The following is an 18,565-nucleotide window of genomic DNA, read 5'->3' on the forward strand; positions in this document are numbered from 1 at the left end:
CAAACACTCAGCTTGAACATTTATCCAAAAGGAGAGGATGACATGGTGGAACAGGGGGTTATCGGAAATCCGCTCGACAAGGCCAAGCCACGCGGCGCAGTGGCCTTGCTCATGCTGTTAATGGCTGTGCTGGGTGAGATGTGCCTGGCAGCCGACTTTTATGGCTTTGCAGCCGTTATCAAAATTGTGTCGGCAGACCTGTCACTCAGCCCCGCACAAGCTGGCTTGGTGCAGGGCGCTTTCGGTGTTTCGTTCGCGCTGGGCATGTTGTTCTGGGCACCACGTGGTCGTTCCATGAGCTCGGCCCGTTTGTACCTGATTGGCTTGGGTGGCAGCGGCTTGCTCATGCTTCTGCAGACCCAGGCGCAGGATTTCACGCAGCTCTTTCTGCTGCGTCTGGTGGTGGGCTTTTTTGACTCCGCCGTCTGGGTCGGGTCCATGAAAATCGTCATGCAATGGTTTGCGCCACGCCGCCAGGGTCTGGTACTGGGCATTATTCTGGCCGCCTATTCGCTGGCCATTACCCTGGATTTTGCCTTGGGTCTGCCTTACGCCATGGCGCATGGCTGGCGTGCTTTCTTTCTGGTCCTGGGCGGGCTGACATTAAGCGCCTGCTTGATCACACAATTGGTGGTACGCGCCGGCCCTTATCAGGATCCTCACGACAAGATCAAAACCGACGCCGGTGTATTGCGCTCCATTGCCGCACGCCCCTGGATCTGGGTGGGCATTCTGGCCATTTTTGGTGCCTTGTTCTCGGTTGCCGCAACGGCGACCTGGCTGATTCCTGCCTTGATTGATGTGCAGAAAATGGCCCCCGAACAAGCCCCCTTGTTCGGCACCATCATGGGTTTGTCCCAGGTCTTTTTCCTGATTTTGGGCGGTTACGTCAGCGACCGCTTCACCCGTGTTGGCGTGATGCGTGTGGGCATGTGGCTCACCATTCTGGCGGCCAGCGCCTGTGTTCTGGTTGCCTGGCAAGCATTGCCCTACAGCGGCTTGCTGATCGTGGCCATTCTTTGTGGCGTAGGGGTCTTTCATGGTGGCGCTATTTTCAGTTACGTGGGTGAACGCTATGGCGTGAACCTGGGCCCCTGTGCTGCTGGCTATGCCGAGATGGGCGGTGTGTTTGCCACCTTTGTCGCGCCGTCCTTGCTGGGCCTGCTGCTGAGTCTGACCGGCTCCTACGTCTGGGCCTTTGGCAGTTTCCTGGCGGTAGAAGTGCTGGTTTTTATCGGTTTCCTCCTATTGAACCGCTTGCCGTCAGCACAGCCGGACTAAAGAAATGAACAAACTTATTTTTGATCCGGCAGACCTGGAGCAATACCGGCTCCAGGCCTCGGTGGCTGATTTTGACGCTGAAATGGCCGCCTACAAGCACGCCAGTGAACGGGCCCGCGCTGCCTTGAGCAATTGTTTCTGCACGCACGCCTATGGCGATGACCCGGCAGAAAAACTGGATGTCTATGCAGCCCGCCACGCCGGTGCCCCGGTTTATTTGTTCATTCATGGTGGCTACTGGCGCATGTTGTCCAAGGACGACTCGGCCATGATGGCGCAAAGCCTGCATGCAGCCGGTGCCACAGTGATTTGCCTGGACTACGGCCTGGCTCCCGCTTACCGCCTGCCGCAGATCGTGGCGCAATGCGAACGCGCTTTGCAGTGGGTTCACGCGCATGCCAGGCAATTCAATGGCGACCCACAGCGTATTCATATTAGTGGCAGCTCGGCAGGAGGGCACTTAAGCGGCATGTTGCTGGCGGCCGATGCCCAACGCGAACAGCGCCTGATCCACAGCGCCAGCATTCTCAGCGGCGTGATGGATTTGCATCCCATCTTGCAGACCGCCGTGAATGACTGGCTGCAGTTGGACGACGAACAAGCCCAACGCTATAGCCCGGCTTTGCACCCACCAGCGCAAGGAACCCCCGTGCTCGTGGCCTGGGGCGCACTGGAACCGGCCGTCATGCACGAACAAAGCCGTCACTACGCCCGGCAATGCGAGCTGGCGGGCTGCCTGGTGCGAAGCATGTCCGTGCCAAACCGACATCATTTCAACGTCTTGATGGATCTGGAGCAGAGCGACAGCGCATTGACGCTGGCCGTGTTGCAGACCATGAATCGTCATACCCAGGAGGAGAGACTATGACACAAGCAACTTCCCACTCCACCCTAACCGCGTGCTTTGAGCCCCGCCGTCTGGGCCACGTCAACCTGTGGGTTGATGAGCTGCAACGCGGTGAAGATTTTTACAGCCAGGTCTGCGGCCTGAAAGTGGAATTTACCGAGCCTGATCTGGTGGCCACCTTTTTGGGCACCGGCCACACTCCCCATGACCTGGGCATGATGGAAACGACCAAAGGCGTGAATCGCTATGGCCGTGACGGTCTGCTGCAACTGCCCGGCACGATTGGCCTGAATCCCGGCCTGAATCACCTGGCCTGGGAATTGGAGAACGAGGCTGAACTGGTGGCTGGCTGGAGGCGTGCAAAAGAACAGGGGTGCGACATTGACATGACGGTGGACCACCAGGTCGCTCATAGCGTCTATATGTTTGACCCCGATGGCAACTACAACGAGTTCTACTGCGACACCATTAAAGACTGGCGCAGCGTGCTAGGTGGCCCCATGGAATTGCTGACCAGCCGCTGGGATCCCGAAGGGCAGGAGCCGTTTTCCGAAGGCCGCTACGATGCTGACCCGGTTCTGGAAACAGTGCCTGACGCCCCGGTCCAACCCCGTCGTGTCACCCACGCCGTGCTGCGTACCGCTCAGTTGGACGCCATGCGCCACTTCTATACCGACGTCGCTGGTCTGGACGTGGTCTATGAAAACGATCGAGTCGTCTATTTACGTGCCGGCCTGGCCAATTATGATTACAGCCTGATTCTGGTACGTGACAAACAAGCTTCCTTCTCTCATGGTAGTTTCGAGCTGGCCAGCGTTCAGGATCTGGAACAAACGCTGGAGCGCCTGAAAGCCCAGAACATCATCCCCGTTTACGATGTGAACTTGCCCTGGAAGCGCGCTTTCTTCTTGCGTGATCCGGACGGTCTGCTCAGCGAGTGGTATGTGACGCAGGCAGGCGAGCGCGCTCTGGATCGCCATCACTCTTTGCCTTTGTGGGCGCAAGTTTAAGGAAACCAGCATGTCCGATAAAAAACGAAGTGCCTTGGTCGCAGGCGGTGGCCTGGGTGGCTTGGCAAGCGCTGCCGCTTTGGCTCAGCGTGGCTGGGATGTCACCGTGCTGGAGCGCCAGTCTGAATTGCGCGCCAATGGCTCCGGTATTTATATCTGGGAAAATGGCCTGCGCGTTTTGAAGGCCTTAGGGGCCTACGAGCAAGCCATTGAAGGTGCTTTTTACGGTAGCCATTTTGAACAGCGTGACCTGAATAACGAAGTCATCGATTGCGGCCCCACACCGGCCGACCGTCGGCTGATTACCGTCATGCGCTCGCAACTGCTGAAATCCTTGGAGCAAGCAGGCAAGCGCGCCGGCGTGAAGGTTCGCACGAATGTAGAAGTCATCGCCGCTAACGCACGCGGGGAAGTTCAATTGGCCTCGGGCGAGCGCTTGCGTGCTGATCTGGTGGTAGGCGCCGATGGCATCTGGTCACGTATCCGCCAGGCTCTGGGGCTGGAGCTGGTACACGAGCAAACTCGCGAAGGGGCCTTACGCACCATGATCGAGCGCAGGCCGGACGACACCCAAGAGCAAGATGCTCAAAAATACATCGAGAACTGGAACGGCCTGCATCGTTTGTTGATTACGCCAGTCAGTGAAACCCAAACCTATCTGGCCCTGACTTGTCCACACGACGATGTGCGCGCAAGCAATACCCAGATCGACAAGGAATACTGGTCCGCTTTGTTCCCGCATTGGGCACACCTGATTGCGCGTGCCGATGGCCCAGTCAGTTGGGGTCGTTACAGTGTGACACGCTGCAAAACCTGGTCCAGCGGCCGTACGGCGATTTTAGGTGACGCCGCTCATGCTCAACCTCCGAATCTGGGGCAGGGCGGGGGCATGGCCATGCAAAATGGTCTGGCTCTGGCCACCTTCCTGGAAAAGGTCCAGGATGTGCGCGATATACCCGACGCCTTGGAGGCCTGGGAGAACAATGAGCGCGAGATTGTTGAGCACTGCCAGAAGTGGTCCTGTTTATATGGCGAGATCAGTGCCTTGCCCGATGCCGTGCGTACGCAAGTTGTGCGTTCTGCCATGGCCAATCCCTGGAGCTACGCGCAGATTTTCCGCGCTGCCAGTCATACGCCGACGGGCACTGTCCAAGCAGAGCGCTGCTAGTATACTGACGGTCCGCTTGTCGCTCCGGTTTCATGGGGCGTCAAGCGCAGGACTGACTCCTCCAAGGCACCATGAGCAAAACTTCCGTTTCCATCCCTGATAGCTGTGTAGAAACCAATCTGGCCTTCCAGATGGCAAGCATTATCTACAAGTTGGACCAAACGCTAAGATCGACCACCTTGCGTGAGCACAATATGACTTATGTGCATTTTCGGGTCTTGCAATATCTGTGGGATGAAGACGGGCGCAGCATCGGTGAAATTGCCAAGGCCATTGTCGTGCATCAGCCGGTCTTGAGCCGGGTAATTGATCAAATGCAAGAGCGTGAATTGGTTCAGCGTCGCGCAGACGAAAACGACAGTCGCTATATGCGTGTGTACCTGAGCGAAACGGGCCGCGAACGCTATGCGCAAGTCTGGCCCGCCGCCAAGGCAATGATTGATAACGCCCTGTCCGTGCTCAGTCCTGATGAGCGCGAAGACTTTGGCCGCATGCTGCGCCATGTTGCCGCGCATCTGGCGACCTGAGGCAAGGGTTAACGCTGGGCCTGGCCCGGTAGATTGGCCCGAATCAAACGACCCGCAATGGAATCGGTATGGGGCAGATCCGGCAAGGCATCACCCGGGCCAAACCAGCGCGCGTCATTGATCTCGTCAGCCTGGATACGCAAATCACCGCCCGCATATTCGGCGGTATAAGCCACCATCAAAGAATGTGGAAAAGGCCAGGACTGACTGCCGAAATACTGGATACGGTCCACGCGCAGTCCCACCTCCTCCATCACCTCGCGGTGAATGGCTTCTTCCAGATTCTCACCAGCTTCCACGAAACCAGCCAAGGCGGTGTAACGCGCCGTGGCATACGTAGAGTGGCAGGCCAACAAGATACGGTCCTTGTCGCGGATCAGCACCATCATGGCCGGGGAGATTCGGGGGTAGGCCGAGAAGCCACAGGAAGTGCAGCGAAAACACAGCTCATGCTTGACGCGTTCCATGGCGGAGCCGCACACCCCACAGTAACGATGACTACGTGCCCATTCTGAGACTTGAAAAGCCCGGTTCACCAGACTGGCTTGATCGCCCAACTGCGAGAGCACGCCGCGCAAGGGACGAAAGATAAAGCCATCTGGAGCCGGGGTCTGGACGGCGACGTGGCAGGCAAAATCCTGACAATCCTCGCCCGGAAAAAGAGCATGCCATTGCGCCGGAGCTAAATCCAGAGCGGGTTTGGCGGGAATCAAGGCTTGCCCTTCCTGGCTGCTGACCAATATTTCATTTCCACGAAAAATGAAATTCATGTGTTTCCTGTCCTTTAATAAGCCGCCTAAGTGCAGTGCAACGCTGGCTATTGTACGGGAAGGCCAAAGGTGAAAAAAGGCGGAAAAAATATAGCAGGCCAAGCAAGGTATCAAGGTCAGGGACAGAGAAAACGGCTGTTTTAAAACCAGAAACACAGTTGTCAAAGAGATGACGTTTGTCATGACTTTATTTGCCATACCCCAGGACAAAACGTGCAAGCCAACTAATTAGCAGGCAGATAATTAAGCGCGTATTTATTTAAACTTAATGACTTGTTTTTAAATTTTTAAAAGTGAATTCATTGTTTATAAAAATCATTTCTTATTTTTGTTTTATTTTTTTATTTTAAAAATTGCTGTTTTATTTTTATATATTAAGGCGACTTATAAAGTGTTGATGTTTTTTACTCATTCAACCAGACCACTTTTAAAAAAATGCTACCGGGAGTTTGGCGATCATCCGGAAAGGCCCACAAAAAAACCGCCAGATCTGAACCAGACGGTTTTCTGAAAAAAACCGCATAAACCTTGGGGGTTAATGCGGCTTAAGCAGACAGCACCTGCAAAAAAAACTGTGGGAAGGGAAAAAAAAGAGGCTGACTTGGTTTTACTCGATGTTTTGGGTTTGTTCGCGCAGTTGCTCAATACACAGCTTCAGGTCGATAGAGGCACGTGTCACATCCATGCTGCCAGCCTTGGAGCCCAAGGTATTGGCCTCACGGTTCATCTCCTGGAACAAGAAGTCCAAACGCTTACCGGTGCTGCCTTGGCGGGTACTTTTCTTGTTGGACGCCACACTGGTATCGCCGTTCAGAATCAGCTCCAGCTCGGTCAAATGCGAACGCAGGCGGGCGATTTCCTCGGCCACATCAATACGCAGAGAGAAGACAGCCGCTTCCTGGGCAACGCGGGCAGACAGCTCTTGGCCCGAAATCAGGGCAAAGCCGTCTGGGCTGGCTTGCAGCAAGGCGTCATGCAGACGAGTAGCAATCTTGTTCTTTTGCTCTGTCAGGATTGCGGGCAGGTGCTGTTCGACCTCGTCCACAATGGCGCTTATGTCTTGACGAATAGCCAGCATGGCTTGTGCCAGACGCTGGCCTTCACGTTCTCGGGTGGCCTGAAAATCCAGCAAGGCAGCCTCAAACGCCTCACTGACCATGGGTAGCCAGACTTGCGGGTCCATGCCCGAATTATTGCCGCTTTGATTGCTCAACAAGGTATGCAACTCGGGCGCAGGCAGGTCTGGAATGGCAACACGTGCTACTTGCAGCATCTGCGCCGTGCGCTCGACTGCTTCCATGTCCAGGTTTCGTTGCTGATCCGTGCCACTACGGGCAAAGTTGACCCGCAATTCCAGCTTGCCGCGCTGCACGCCCTTTGCAGCCAGCTCGCGCAGCAGATTCTCCGCAAAGCGCAGCTCTTCGGGCAGACGCAGATTCAGGTCCAGAAAGCGGTTATTAACGCTGCGCATCTCGATATTGAGGGTGCCTGCTTCGGACTCGGCCTTGGCACTGCCAAACGCGGTCATGCTACGGATCATGGGTGGGTCGCTTTAAGAATGGAATAAAGCCGCCAATTGTACTCTCAGGTCCCGGCTTTGGCCGCTCCTCTCGCTGCTACAAAGCTCTATACTTTAGGCATTCAAGGCCTGTGAGGGCCAATTTTTTTCATCACGAAGGGCAGTCATGCTACGAATCCTGCATACAGCCGATTGGCAAATAGGTCGCCAGTACTCGCGTTTTGAGCTGGAGGACGCAGCCGCCCTGGCCGAGGCGCGTTTCAAGGCCATCGAGAAGCTGGCCGCACTGGCGACGGAACATCAGGCTGATCTGCTGGTAGTCGCAGGCGACGTCTTTGACTCGCAAACCCTGAGCGATCGCAATCTACGCCGCAGCTTCAATGCCATGGCGGGATTCACCGGCCCCTGGCTACTCCTGCCCGGTAACCATGACGCTGCCTTGAGCGAAAGCGTCTGGACGCGCGCGCGCCGCTTGAACTGCATTCCCAACTACGTGCATGTGCTTGATAAACCAGAGACGTTTCTGCTGGAGAGCCTGAAACTTGCGGTCTTGCCAGCACCGTTGACACAACGCCAGACTTACCAGGACTTGAGCGAGTGGTTCGATCAGGCTGAAAGCCCAGCAGGCTACTGGCGTCTGGGTTTGGCGCACGGCAGCGTCAGCGGGGTGCTGGAACACCTGGACAGCCACAATCTCATTGATCAAAACCGCGTACAACGAGCCAATCTGGACTATCTGGCGCTGGGCGATTGGCATGGCACCGTTAAAATCAACGATCGCTGTTACTACAGCGGCACCCCCGAGCCAGACCGCTTTCGGGATAATGACGCCGGCCAAGCCTTGCTGGTCGATATCAGCGAACCCGGCGCAACACCTGCGGTTCAAGCCTTGCCGGTTGCCCAGCACCCTTGGCGCAGCATTCAGCAGCATTTGAATGACGACACGGACCTGGATCTGCTAGAGCGGGAACTCAGTGCGTTGACCGATCAAAGCGTGGTGGAGCTGGAACTATCTGGCCAACTAAGCCTAGGCGGTTTTGAGCGTCTGGAGAGCATTCTGGGGCAGGCCCAGGCCCGTTGTCGCGCCTGGGATTGCCAGCGCGATGCCTTGCGTCTGGCCCCGTCCGAGGAAGATCTGAACGCCTTACAAGCCGATGGCTATCTGCAGGCGGCATTGAAACAATTGCAGGAGCTGCGTCACGGCAATCAACAGCAAGCCGCCGAAGATGCCTTGTTGATTCTGGCCGGTTTGCTGCGCGATAAGGAAGGCGGTCATGCACATTAAGTCCCTGCGCGTCGAGCAATTCAAGCGCTTTCGTCAGCCCGTCTCACTGGACAAGCTGGAGCCGGGCCTGAATATCATCAGCGCCCCGAATGAGGCCGGTAAAAGCACCTTGGCTGAAGCCCTGCGCACGGTGTTTTTCGAGCGCTATGGCACGGGCAGCCTGACAAAAATCCTGCCTTGGGGCGACTCCTCGGCCGCGCCAGAAATCGAGTTGGATTTCAGCCTGAACGGCCAGGACATGCGCCTGAGCAAGCGTTTTCTGAAGCGCAAGCGCTGCGATCTGTACATAGGCAATCAGCATTTGGACAATGATGAAGCCGAGCAGTACCTGGCCCAGCAAATGGGCTTTGAGTACGCCGCCAAAGGCAGCAGCCAGGCCCGTAACTGGGGTGTGCCGGGCCTGTTGTGGATCGAGCAAGGGCAGGGGCAGGATCTGCGCAGCTCGGTCGAACACGCCAGCGGCACCTTACAGCAGGCTTTAGGTAGTGAAATCGCCGATCTGACCAGTGCCGACGGGGATTATCTGATCGAACAGGCCCAGCAACAGTTGGACCAATATGTGACACAGGCTCAAGGACAGCCGCGTGGCGTCTGGTTGGCAGCGCAGAAAGAGGCCAAGGAGCTGGAAGAGCAGTTACAAAGCCAGCAGTCCGCCTTGCAACAGTATCAACAGTGGGTGAACGAACTGGCGCAGGCCCGCAAGCAAATTGCCCATGCCGAGACAAACCGCCCATGGGAACAACTGCGCGAACAAGCCAAACACGTGCAAGTTCAGCTGCGTCAAGCCCGCCAATTACAGGAGCGTGCCAAGGAAATACAACAGGCACTGACCATGCTGGCAGAGCGCGAGAAGCTCTATCAGCAAGCCAGGGAGCGCGATCAGGAATCGGCCAGCCAACGCAGCCAGCGCGCCGAACAGGTGAAATCCTTAGGCGCCAAGCTAGAGCAAGAGCAGGGCACGCTCAACACCCTCAGCCAGCGTCTGGAGCAGGCTCGCAGCCATGCAGACGCCAGCCGGCAGGAGCAGGAGCGCGCCCGTACCTGGCAGCAATGGTTTCAAGATCAAGCCAGCTTTGAAGGTACGCAGCAGCAATTGCAGCAGGTACAAGGACAACTGGAGGAGTTGGGCAAGCTGGAAACCCAGCTGGCTCAATGCGGTGCCGCCTTGGTGCAGTTGAAAATAAGCGATGAGGCATTGGACCAAGTGCGCCAGCAGCATCAGCTTATCCAGCGCTTACAACACCAGCTTGAGACGATTTCCACCGAAGTGCAGATCGAACTGCAAGACGGAGCCAGCCTGCTATTGGATGGCGAGTCCATTCAAGGCCAACACCGCGCTCACCTGAGCACCAGCACCCTGATTGAGCTGCCCGGAATGGGCCAGCTACGCATCATTCCGGGTGGTCGCGATCTGGGTAAAGTGCAGCAACAATTGGCGCAAACCCGGCAAGAATACACACAGGCGCTTAGCCAACTGGGCGCGCAAAGCCTGGAAGAATTAGAGCGTCGCCGCGAGCAATATCGGGAACAAGAGCAGCAAGACCGATTGTTACGCAGCGCCATGAAAGCGCTTGCCCCGCAGGGTAAGGCGCATTTGCAGGGCCTGGTTCAGGCGGCTCAGCAGCGCGTAGCCCCGCAGCGCCCACAAGGCGAGGCGATTGAGGCTTCGGAACGGGACCGTATCGCCCAAGCAACGGTCCTGGCCGAGCAACAGTACCGTGCGCTGGAAAGCGATTGGCACGACGCCCGTGAAGCCGTCGCCCGCACCCAGGCCCACCTGGAGCAGGCACGGGCCGAAGCCAACAGCCTGGAGCAGCAATGGGCTGACCCGCAACGCCAGCAAGCCCAGCAGGAGCGCGAGCAGCAATGGGGACAGTTGCGCCTGCAACGCGAACAACAACTGACCGACCAAAAGACGCTGGCCACCGAACTGGCCGCCTTGCCTGTCTCGGTTCTGGAGCAGGACCTGCAACGTCTGGAGCGCAGCGCCCTGCAGCAGGAGCAAAGCTATAACGAGGCCTGTCTGGCCGCCCAACTGGTGCAAACCAAGCTGGAAACTCACGGAGCACAAGGTCTGGAAGAGCAAATCGACCAGACTTTACTGCGTCTGCACGACTGCCAGCGTCGGTGCGCCACTTACGAGCGCCGTGTTGCAGCCTTGCGCCTGCTGCTGTCTGTGCTGCGCGAACAGCGCAACGCCTTGACCCAGCAATTACACGAACCTTTGCAAAAACACATCAATCACTATCTGCGCCTGCTTTTGGGCAAGGCACAGGTGGAGCTGGACGAGCATCTGGCCCCACGCTGGTTGCAACGCGACAATGGGCAAGGGCTGGCGGACGATATCGACGGTTTGAGCTTTGGTGCGCGCGAGCAAATTGGCCTGATCGCACGCCTGGCCTATGCGGATCTATTGCAGCAAGCCGGACGTCCTACCTTGCTGATTCTGGATGACGTGCTGGTCCACAGCGACAACGATCGGCTGGGTGCCATGAAGCGCATTATTCACGATGCCGCCCAACGCCATCAGATCCTGCTTTTCACCTGTCAGGCCGATAAGTGGATGGACATGGGTGTGGCGCTACGGCCTGTCCCGCAAGGCGTACAATAAGCGTTTTGAATGTTATCCGGAGCCTAGCCTTGTCTGAAAACGCTACGATTGCACGCCCCTCGGGTCGATCTGCTGCACAATGCCGTCCTATCGAACTGGTGACCGGTTTTACCCGTCACGCCGAAGGCTCGGTACTGATCCGTCTGGGTGAAACCCATGTTTTGTGCAATGCCAGCGTGCTCGACAAAGTCCCCCCCTTTCTGAAAGGCAAGGAGCAGGGCTGGGTAACGGCAGAATACGGCATGCTGCCTCGCTCCACACACACCCGCTCGGACCGTGAAGCCGCCCGTGGCAAGCAAAATGGCCGCACCCAGGAAATCCAGCGTCTGATCGGCCGCAGCCTGCGCGCCGTCTTCGATCTGAAAGCCCTGGGCGAGCGCACCATTCACATTGACTGCGACGTTTTGCAAGCCGACGGCGGCACCCGCTGCGCCAGCATTACCGGTGCCTGGGTGGCTGCCAGTCTGGCCGTACGCGGTCTGCAAGAGCAGGGCAAGCTGCAAGCCTCGCCCATTCAGGATCAGTTGGCGGCCGTCTCGGTCGGTGTCTTCGAATCCAATCCCGTACTGGATCTGGACTATCTGGAAGACTCCGCCTGCGGCGTGGACATGAATATCGTCATGACAGGCAGCGGCAATCTGGTGGAAGTGCAGGGCACTGCCGAAGGCCAGACCTTTGCACGACCCACCTTGAACCGCTTGCTGGATCTGGCCGAGCAGGGCATTGCCGAACTGATGCAAGCCCAGAAACAAGCTTTGCAGGGCTGATTGTTATGAATTGGGTTTGTCCTGCCACCTACGCCACACGGCTAGGCGACGGGACAAACCTGCTATTGGGACGCCGTGCCGTTCCGCGCAGCATCCACTGCCTGGCACGGCGCCTTGCCATTTTTACTGAACAGGGCGCTTTGCCGCCTGCAGCGACTTATGAACACTGAATCCAAGCGTGTTGTCCTGGCCTCCAACAATGCCGGCAAGCTCAAGGAGTTTTCCGCCATCCTGGCCCAGGCCGGTATCAGCATGGTCCCGCAAGGCCAATTGGACATTCCTGAGGCCGAGGAACCCTTTGCTACTTTTATCGAGAATGCGCTGGCCAAGGCTCGCCATGCCAGCCAGTTAAGCGGCTTACCCGCCTTGGCCGACGACTCCGGCCTGTGTGTGCGCGCCCTGGACCAAGCTCCCGGCGTGTACTCCGCTCGTTTTGCCGCCCGCGAACTGGGTGGTGAAAAGTCCGATGCTGCCAATAACGCTTTGCTGGTCCAACGTCTGCAAGGACAACGCGACCGCCGCGCCTGTTATGTGGCCGTTCTGGTGTATGTGCGCCATGCCCAGGACCCACGGCCTATCGTGATTGAAGGCGTCTGGGAAGGGGAGATTCAGGATCAGCCCGTTGGCGAGAATGGCTTTGGCTACGATCCGCATTTTTACCTGCCTGAATTCAAGCAAACCGCGGCGCAGCTCTCGCCGGAAGTGAAGAACCAATACAGCCACCGGGCGCAAGCCATGCAAGCACTGCTGGCCCGTCTGGCCGCCGAGTAAAAACATGACTGTTTTTTCTCCCGAAGTGCGCATTCGGCCTGGCTCCGGCCCTGCCACTTTGCTTCCCAGTCTGCCTCCCTTGTCTGTGTACGTTCACGTGCCCTGGTGCGTGCGCAAATGCCCGTACTGTGACTTCAACTCACACGAAGCACCGGCTGAGCTACCCGAAAACGAGTATCTGGACGCCTTGCAAGCCGATCTGGAGCAAACCTTGCCACTGGTCTGGGGCAGACAGGTGATTTCCGTGTTTATCGGTGGCGGCACGCCCAGCCTGCTGTCGGCCCAGGCGCTGGACCGCATGTTGGCCTTGCTGCGCTCCCATCTGAACCTGCTGCCCGACGCAGAAATCACCCTGGAAGCCAATCCCGGTGCCTCGGAAGCCTCGCGCTTCATGGACTTTGCGCAAAGCGGTGTAAACCGAATTTCCTTGGGTATTCAGAGCTTTAACGATCAAGCCCTGAAGGCACTGGGTCGTATTCATGACAGCCAGCAAGCACGGCAGGCCATTGAAGCCGCCATGAAGGCTGTGGAGCGTGTCAATCTGGACATCATGTACGCCTTGCCGGGCCAGACCCCAACGCAATCCGAGCAGGACATTGTGCAAGCCATGTCGTATGAGACCGAGCACTTGTCGCTTTACCATTTGACGCTGGAACCCAATACCGTCTTTGCCAAATACCCGCCCGCCTTGCCCGATGACGACGATAGCGCCGCCATGCAGGACAGGTTGATCGAGTTAACTGCCAGCCGTGGATGGAACCAGTACGAGATTTCAGCCTACAGCAAGCGGGGTGGCCATAGCCGCCACAATCTGAATTACTGGGAATTTGGCGACTATATCGGCATCGGCCCAGGGGCCCACGGCAAGCTGTCCTTTCACGACCGTATTATCCGTACGGCGACCACCCGCAGCCCGGCGCAGTGGATGCAGAACGCCATCAAGCGCGACGGCAGCCACTATGCGCATAACGCCCGCGTCATGCCCAAAGAGCTACCTTTCGAGTTCATGCTGAACGTGCTGCGTCTGAAAGAGGGTGTACCTGCCCAGTACTTCCAGGAGCGTACGGGCATACCACTTGCGCAGATCCTTCCCGTCATCAAGCGCAATATCGAGAAAGGTTTGCTGGCTGCCGACCCGGTTCGCGTTCGTACCACCGATTTAGGCTGGCGATTCTTAAATGATTTACAGGAATCATTCCTGCCAGATGAAGGCTCCTGACATTTAATTGTTTATTTAAGACATTTTTTATTGTGCATCCGCACAATTGCTCTACAATTAATTTCTGGTAAGTCCTATGCCATAACGAATTTATCGATGCCGGTCTGTTTGCATCAATTCAGCCCCGATTTTGATAAGCGTGTTGAAGACCTGCCTTAGTGGGTTACACAATGATCCGCGCCACTCCTCCTCACTTTTTGTTAACGTCATTGACGCTGGAGTAATCATGTCCTCCCCCGAAGATGTTCTGAAGATCATTGCCGAACGCGAAATCACGTTTGTCGATTTCCGCTTTACCGATACTCTGGGCCGCGAGCACCACTTGACCACCCCCGCACACGCGGTGGACGAGGATCGCTTTGAGTCTGGTGTCGCTTTTGACGGCTCTTCCTTGCCTGGCTGGAAAGGAATTGAAGCCTCGGACATGTTGCTCATCCCGGACGCCAAAACCGCCCGTATGGACCCGTTCCGTGAAGAGCCCACCCTGATTCTGACCTGCGATGTGGTCGAGCCTTCCGATTTGAAAGGCTACGACCGCGACCCTCGTTCGCTGGCCAAACGTGCTGAAGCCTATCTGCGCTCCAGTGGTTTGGGCGATACCGCGTACTTTGGTCCCGAGCCGGAATTCTTCGTGTTCGACGGTATTACCTGGAACGACGACATGTCGGGCAGCTTCGTGAAGATTCGTTCCGAAGAAGCCCCCTGGTCGCGCGGTCTGGAACTCAATGGCAACAACCTGGGGCATCGTCCTGGTGTCAAAGGCGGTTACGTTCCTGTTTCACCCACGGATTCGTTTGCCGACTTGCGCTCCGAAATGTGTTTGTTGCTGGAACAGCAGGGCGTTCCTGTTGAAATCCATCACCACGAAGTGGCGGCCCCCGGTCAACTGGAAATCGGCACTCGCTTCTCGACTCTGGTCGAGCGTGCTGACTGGAACCAGATCCTGAAATACACCGTCCACAACGTGGCGCATGTTTATGGCAAAACAGCCACTTTCATGCCCAAGCCTGTCGTTGGTGATAACGGCTCTGGCATGCACGTACACCAGTCCATCTGGAAAGACGGCCAGAACTTGTTTGCCGGTAACGAATACGCCGGTCTGTCCGAGTTCGCCTTGTTCTACATTGGCGGCATCATCAAGCACGCTCGTGCCCTGAACGCCATCACCAACCCTTCAACCAACTCCTACAAGCGTCTGGTTCCGCACTTTGAAGCCCCGGTCAAGCTGGCGTACTCCGCCCGTAACCGTTCGGCCTCGATCCGCATTCCTTACGTCAGCAACCCCAAGGCACGTCGTGTTGAAGCCCGCTTCCCCGATCCAATGGCCAACCCTTACCTGGCTTTCTCGGCCTTGATGATGGCCGGCCTGGACGGTGTGCAAAACAAGATTCACCCCGGCGATGCCGCCGACAAGAACTTGTACGATCTGCCACCCGAAGAGGATGCAAAAATCCCAACCGTTTGTGTGTCGCTGGAACAGGCTATCGAGTCCCTGGACAAAGATCGCGAATTCCTGACCCGTGGCGGTGTGTTCAGCAATGAAATGCTGGACGCCTACATTGAGCTGAAACAAGCCGAAATCACTCGTTTGCGCATGGTGCCGCATCCGGTTGAGTTCGACATGTACTACGGCCTGTAAGATGAAAGGCACTGGCTTTGGCCAGTACGAACAAAAAGAGCGGCTTTCGGGCCGCTCTTTTTATAGGCTTACCAACCGTCGTCGTGCCTATACGTAGCAATCCAGGAGCCAGACCTTCACGGTATGTTATTTCTCTGTAGCCGCAAGGACATTGCCGGCTTGCACCTGCAATTCATGCTTAGACAATCAACCAGACACAGTCTATAAATCACGATCGGTATGGAAGTAGAGATGGATTTGATTTTCCAATGGAAACGGCTGGACGATCTGTCCACGCGAGAAATGTACGCGATCATCCAGGCGCGCGAAGCCGTGTTTGTGGTCGAGCAACAGTGCGCCTACCAGGACGTGGACGGCCTGGATTTGCATTCCTGGCATTTGTCCGTGCTCAAAGGTAATGAGCTGGTTGCCTATGCCCGTGTCGTCGCGCCCGGTTTGAAATATGCCGAGCCTTCGATTGGCCGCGTCCTGACCTTGGCCCAGTTTCGCAGCCTGAAAATTGGCTATGCACTGGTGGCCGAAGCCATCCGCTTTACCGAAGCCCATTATCCTGGCGCGGGCATACGCATTGGCGCACAGGCGCATTTGCAAAAGTTCTACGGTTCTTTAGGGTTTGAACCTGTGGGCGAGGTCTACGACGAAGACGGCATTCCTCATATTGATATGCTCAAACCGAGTGTCCTTGCTCGATAGCCTCATTAAGTAGCGTGGCGATAGAAACGCAACGTTGCACGACGGTAACAACTGCCTCTGCCCGGTTTTGCTCCGTATAAAGCTCAGATCCTGGCTCTTGGCACGCCAGACATGACAAAGGCCGGAGAGAATCCTCAACCAGCCCCAAAAAATTTGACTTGCAAGGACAAGTATCAAAGCATTCGATACCCGGCAACAAGCGATAAATAAGAAGCGTCAGCCTCCAAATCTAATTCGTGTCTAATCCAGGCAAAGTACCGCTCTCGCCTTGCTCCTTTAGATACTCAATCAAGGCCCGCGCCGAGTTCGACAGGTGCCGTCGATGCGTATAAGCCAGCACCAAACGCAAAGGAGCAGGCGACAAGGGTAGGGGGACTGGAACCAAACGTCCTTGAGCAATGTCGGTTTCACATCCTTGGCGTGCCAAGATCGCAAAACCCAAACCTTTGACGGCACCAGCCCCAGCCAGCAAACCGCTATTGACGCGAAAACGGCTGGAAACATTCAGAACGTGAAAACGACCATCAGGCAAAACAAACTGCCAGGCCTGACCATCCAAGGCTGTATCGGTCGTAATGCAGGGTAAATGCTCCAATTCTTCCAGGCTGCTCGGCATGCCGTATTGCTCGATCAACGCAGGCGCAGCCACAACCTGGCAATCGAAAGAACATAGCGGCTGCACCACGAGACTGCTGTCTGGCAGAGCACCCCGGCACATCAACAAAGCCAGATCAAAATCCTGCATCAGCACGCCAGGGCCTTCCAAATTGGTCTGACAATGTAGCTCCAGATCAGGGTGCTGGGACGCGAAATCGGCCAGAGCACCGGCGAATAAAACCGGCCCCACCTCCGATGGAATACAAATTCTTAAGCGGCCTGACAAACGGGTACGTTGATCCAGCAAATCCTGCTCAGCCTGCCTCAAGGCTCCCCACCAAGGCTGGAGCGTGTCAAACAGGCCTTGGCCAACGCTGGTGAGACGCAGTTGCCGGGAACTGCGCTCCAGCAAACGCTGCCCAATCTGCCGCTCCAGTTGCGCTACATAGCGGCTGACATTCGAGGTTGGTAAATCCAAGGCCTGTGCTGCAGCGGTAAAACTACCGCTCTCAGCAACTTGTACAAAAACCCGCAAGGCATTTAGATTCAGTTGGGAACTCATGGATTATCCCGGTTTTGATAAATAAACATTCAAATTATAGAGACTGCATATCAAAACCGAGAGAAGTTAGGCTAAAGCCTTTCTTGTTGGTATCTATCACCATGTCTGATTCTGACGTATGTCACCCCCGGCTTTGTGCCCATGCTGTGTCGTTCATCCAGTTTGTTCATGCCCTGGAGTTTATGGCCTTAACGCCTTTGTTTGTCTGGATGGCAGTGGATTTTGATGTCCCTGCGACCTACGCCGGTTATGTCGCCTCCATCTACATGGGGGCTGCCGCCTTGTCTGGCATATTGGCGGCACGCTGGATGCATCGAGTGGCTTTAAAGCCCTTGTTGCTACTGGCCCTGGTTCTGTTGGCCATGCTCACAGCCTGGGGCGCGAACAGTTCTGCATTTGGACTATTTCTGATACTGCGCCTGGGCGCCGGTTTGCTCGGCGGTTTTCTGATGAGTGCAGCCATGGCTTTGCTGCTGACTGACCTGAATGCCGAGCAACGGACCGACGCGATTGCGATTGTCGTCAGCGCATTTGCCCTGGTCAGCATTGTCGGAATGCCCGCCACCTTGCTCATCGCTGTGGAGCTGGGTTGGCGTATCGCCTTGCTGGTTCTGGCCGGACTTTGCTTGCTGGCTGCCGCGCTGGCCTATCGCTACCTGCCTTCACGCACTCCCACATCCGCCCAGCAAGTACCTCAACTGTGTTTGGGAAAAGAGGCGTGGCGCTGGTTATGCTTGCCGGCTGTTGCACAAGCAGGGTCACTGCTGCTCATCCCGGTTCTGATCCCTGTTTTAACCTTGTGCTACGGCTCTGAGCTCAAACACATGCCAGCGACGTTCATTCTGGGTGGCGTTGCGGCTTGGCTGGCCTCACGTCTGTCCGCCATCGCTATCAAGAAATGGGGGCAGGTCCGAACATCTGAGCTGGGCACACTGCTTCTGATCCTGTCCTTGATCATGCTGGCCTTGAAATGGGGCACAGCCCAAGGATTCATGATTCTGTTCATGGCAGGCAGCTACATCCGTCTTGTGTGTGCCAGCGCTTGCAGTGCGAGCTATCCCAATCACGTGCAGCGAGGTCGTTTCATGGCGCTACAAACTACAACGAACCATCTTGGCAGCTTTATTGCCTTGGCCCTTCCATCCACGATCTTGAGTGGTCAGGACCTGTCTCTATCAGCGCTCTATACCTTGCTGTGTCTGATGGCACTTGTTGCTGTAGCCTTGCCTATTTTCCTGCGCAGCACTGTCGCCAGACTGAATCCCCATCACGATCAGACACAGGCGGTGGATCACTAAC

General features: G+C 56.4%; 16 protein-coding genes. 13 read left to right on the forward strand and 3 right to left on the reverse strand.

What is annotated here, in order from left to right; all coding sequences use genetic code 11:
• Positions 1-42: 42 nt before the first annotated feature.
• The 5 genes from CA948_RS04870 to CA948_RS04890 all read left to right on the forward strand — a co-directional run bounded on the left by CA948_RS04870 (position 43) and on the right by CA948_RS04890 (position 4,833).
• Positions 43-1,281, forward strand: coding sequence for an MFS transporter (locus CA948_RS04870; protein ID WP_108727475.1), 1,239 nt, complete (start codon positions 43-45; stop codon positions 1,279-1,281).
• Positions 1,282-1,285: 4 nt separating this feature from the next.
• Entirely contained in the window at positions 1,286-2,149 is an 864-nt protein-coding gene (locus tag CA948_RS04875) for an alpha/beta hydrolase (RefSeq protein WP_108727476.1), read from the forward strand.
• Positions 2,146-3,138 carry a VOC family protein gene (locus CA948_RS04880; RefSeq protein WP_094196671.1) on the forward strand — a complete coding sequence of 331 codons (993 nt, stop codon included), beginning with the start codon at positions 2,146-2,148 and terminating at the stop codon, positions 3,136-3,138. Before CA948_RS04875 ends, CA948_RS04880 begins: the two co-directional genes overlap by 4 nt.
• Before the next feature lie 10 nt (positions 3,139-3,148).
• Complete coding sequence (locus CA948_RS04885; protein ID WP_108727477.1) at positions 3,149-4,306, forward strand: FAD-dependent monooxygenase; 1,158 nt, start codon at positions 3,149-3,151, stop codon at positions 4,304-4,306.
• Between the two features lie 71 nt (positions 4,307-4,377).
• Complete coding sequence (locus CA948_RS04890) at positions 4,378-4,833, forward strand: MarR family winged helix-turn-helix transcriptional regulator (protein ID WP_094196673.1); 456 nt, start codon at positions 4,378-4,380, stop codon at positions 4,831-4,833.
• An 8-nt stretch (positions 4,834-4,841) separates the two neighbouring features.
• Here the strand turns inward: CA948_RS04890 and nudC are convergent, their stop codons facing one another.
• Together nudC and CA948_RS04900 are read right to left on the reverse strand one after the other, a co-directional pair.
• Positions 4,842-5,603 carry an NAD(+) diphosphatase gene (nudC, locus tag CA948_RS04895; protein WP_094196674.1) on the reverse strand — a complete coding sequence of 254 codons (762 nt, stop codon included), beginning with the start codon at positions 5,601-5,603 and terminating at the stop codon, positions 4,842-4,844.
• 607 nt (positions 5,604-6,210) lie between these two features.
• Complete coding sequence (locus tag CA948_RS04900) at positions 6,211-7,143, reverse strand: YicC/YloC family endoribonuclease (protein ID WP_094196675.1); 933 nt, start codon at positions 7,141-7,143, stop codon at positions 6,211-6,213.
• Positions 7,144-7,288: 145 nt separating this feature from the next.
• On the opposite strand from CA948_RS04900, the gene CA948_RS04905 reads away from it, so the two are divergent.
• From CA948_RS04905 to CA948_RS04935, 7 genes are all read left to right on the forward strand, one after another.
• Positions 7,289-8,407, forward strand: a complete 1,119-nt coding sequence (locus CA948_RS04905; RefSeq protein ID WP_108727478.1) for a metallophosphoesterase family protein — start codon at positions 7,289-7,291, stop codon at positions 8,405-8,407.
• Entirely contained in the window at positions 8,397-11,018 is a 2,622-nt protein-coding gene (locus tag CA948_RS04910; protein WP_108727479.1) for an AAA family ATPase, read from the forward strand. Before CA948_RS04905 ends, CA948_RS04910 begins: the two co-directional genes overlap by 11 nt.
• A 29-nt stretch (positions 11,019-11,047) precedes the next feature.
• On the forward strand, positions 11,048-11,785 hold the full coding sequence (gene rph, locus CA948_RS04915; protein ID WP_108727480.1) for a ribonuclease PH: 738 nt from the start codon (positions 11,048-11,050) through the stop codon (positions 11,783-11,785).
• A gap of 159 nt (positions 11,786-11,944) precedes the next feature.
• Positions 11,945-12,556, forward strand: a complete 612-nt coding sequence (gene rdgB / locus CA948_RS04920) for an RdgB/HAM1 family non-canonical purine NTP pyrophosphatase (RefSeq protein ID WP_094196679.1) — start codon at positions 11,945-11,947, stop codon at positions 12,554-12,556.
• Between the two features lie 4 nt (positions 12,557-12,560).
• On the forward strand, positions 12,561-13,775 hold the full coding sequence (hemW, locus tag CA948_RS04925) for a radical SAM family heme chaperone HemW (protein WP_094196680.1): 1,215 nt from the start codon (positions 12,561-12,563) through the stop codon (positions 13,773-13,775).
• A 226-nt stretch (positions 13,776-14,001) separates the two neighbouring features.
• Entirely contained in the window at positions 14,002-15,414 is a 1,413-nt protein-coding gene (gene glnA / locus CA948_RS04930) for a type I glutamate--ammonia ligase (RefSeq protein ID WP_094196681.1), read from the forward strand.
• A 231-nt stretch (positions 15,415-15,645) separates the two neighbouring features.
• A complete protein-coding gene (locus CA948_RS04935; protein ID WP_108727481.1) occupies positions 15,646-16,107 on the forward strand; it encodes a GNAT family N-acetyltransferase in 462 nt (153 codons plus the stop codon).
• Between the two features lie 229 nt (positions 16,108-16,336).
• Here CA948_RS04935 and CA948_RS04940 read toward each other — a convergent pair whose 3' ends face one another.
• On the reverse strand, positions 16,337-17,266 hold the full coding sequence (locus CA948_RS04940) for a LysR family transcriptional regulator (RefSeq protein ID WP_108727482.1): 930 nt from the start codon (positions 17,264-17,266) through the stop codon (positions 16,337-16,339).
• Positions 17,267-17,367: 101 nt separating this feature from the next.
• Here CA948_RS04940 and CA948_RS04945 point away from each other — a divergent pair, with 101 nt between their 5' ends.
• Positions 17,368-18,564, forward strand: coding sequence for an MFS transporter (locus CA948_RS04945; protein WP_108727483.1), 1,197 nt, complete (start codon positions 17,368-17,370; stop codon positions 18,562-18,564).
• The last annotated feature ends 1 nt before the right edge of the window (position 18,565 follow it).

Origin of the sequence: Alcaligenes aquatilis (assembly GCF_003076515.1) — a bacterium.
Taxonomy (GTDB): Bacteria; Pseudomonadota; Gammaproteobacteria; order Burkholderiales; family Burkholderiaceae_B; genus Alcaligenes; species Alcaligenes aquatilis.

What these genes read in the sequence shown, in the direction of transcription:
- CA948_RS04870 (WP_108727475.1), top strand. Translation starts at nt 43, where the DNA reads ATGGTGGAACAGGGGGTTATCGGAAATCCGCTCGACAAGGCCAAGCCA.
- CA948_RS04875 (WP_108727476.1), top strand. Translation starts at nt 1,286, where the DNA reads ATGAACAAACTTATTTTTGATCCGGCAGACCTGGAGCAATACCGGCTC.
- CA948_RS04880 (WP_094196671.1), top strand. Translation starts at nt 2,146, where the DNA reads ATGACACAAGCAACTTCCCACTCCACCCTAACCGCGTGCTTTGAGCCC.
- CA948_RS04885 (WP_108727477.1), top strand. Translation starts at nt 3,149, where the DNA reads ATGTCCGATAAAAAACGAAGTGCCTTGGTCGCAGGCGGTGGCCTGGGT.
- CA948_RS04890 (WP_094196673.1), top strand. Translation starts at nt 4,378, where the DNA reads ATGAGCAAAACTTCCGTTTCCATCCCTGATAGCTGTGTAGAAACCAAT.
- nudC (WP_094196674.1), bottom strand. Translation starts at nt 5,603, where the DNA reads ATGAATTTCATTTTTCGTGGAAATGAAATATTGGTCAGCAGCCAGGAA.
- CA948_RS04900 (WP_094196675.1), bottom strand. Translation starts at nt 7,143, where the DNA reads ATGATCCGTAGCATGACCGCGTTTGGCAGTGCCAAGGCCGAGTCCGAA.
- CA948_RS04905 (WP_108727478.1), top strand. Translation starts at nt 7,289, where the DNA reads ATGCTACGAATCCTGCATACAGCCGATTGGCAAATAGGTCGCCAGTAC.
- CA948_RS04910 (WP_108727479.1), top strand. Translation starts at nt 8,397, where the DNA reads ATGCACATTAAGTCCCTGCGCGTCGAGCAATTCAAGCGCTTTCGTCAG.
- rdgB (WP_094196679.1), top strand. Translation starts at nt 11,945, where the DNA reads ATGAACACTGAATCCAAGCGTGTTGTCCTGGCCTCCAACAATGCCGGC.
- hemW (WP_094196680.1), top strand. Translation starts at nt 12,561, where the DNA reads ATGACTGTTTTTTCTCCCGAAGTGCGCATTCGGCCTGGCTCCGGCCCT.
- glnA (WP_094196681.1), top strand. Translation starts at nt 14,002, where the DNA reads ATGTCCTCCCCCGAAGATGTTCTGAAGATCATTGCCGAACGCGAAATC.
- CA948_RS04935 (WP_108727481.1), top strand. Translation starts at nt 15,646, where the DNA reads ATGGATTTGATTTTCCAATGGAAACGGCTGGACGATCTGTCCACGCGA.
- CA948_RS04940 (WP_108727482.1), bottom strand. Translation starts at nt 17,266, where the DNA reads ATGAGTTCCCAACTGAATCTAAATGCCTTGCGGGTTTTTGTACAAGTT.
- CA948_RS04945 (WP_108727483.1), top strand. Translation starts at nt 17,368, where the DNA reads ATGTCTGATTCTGACGTATGTCACCCCCGGCTTTGTGCCCATGCTGTG.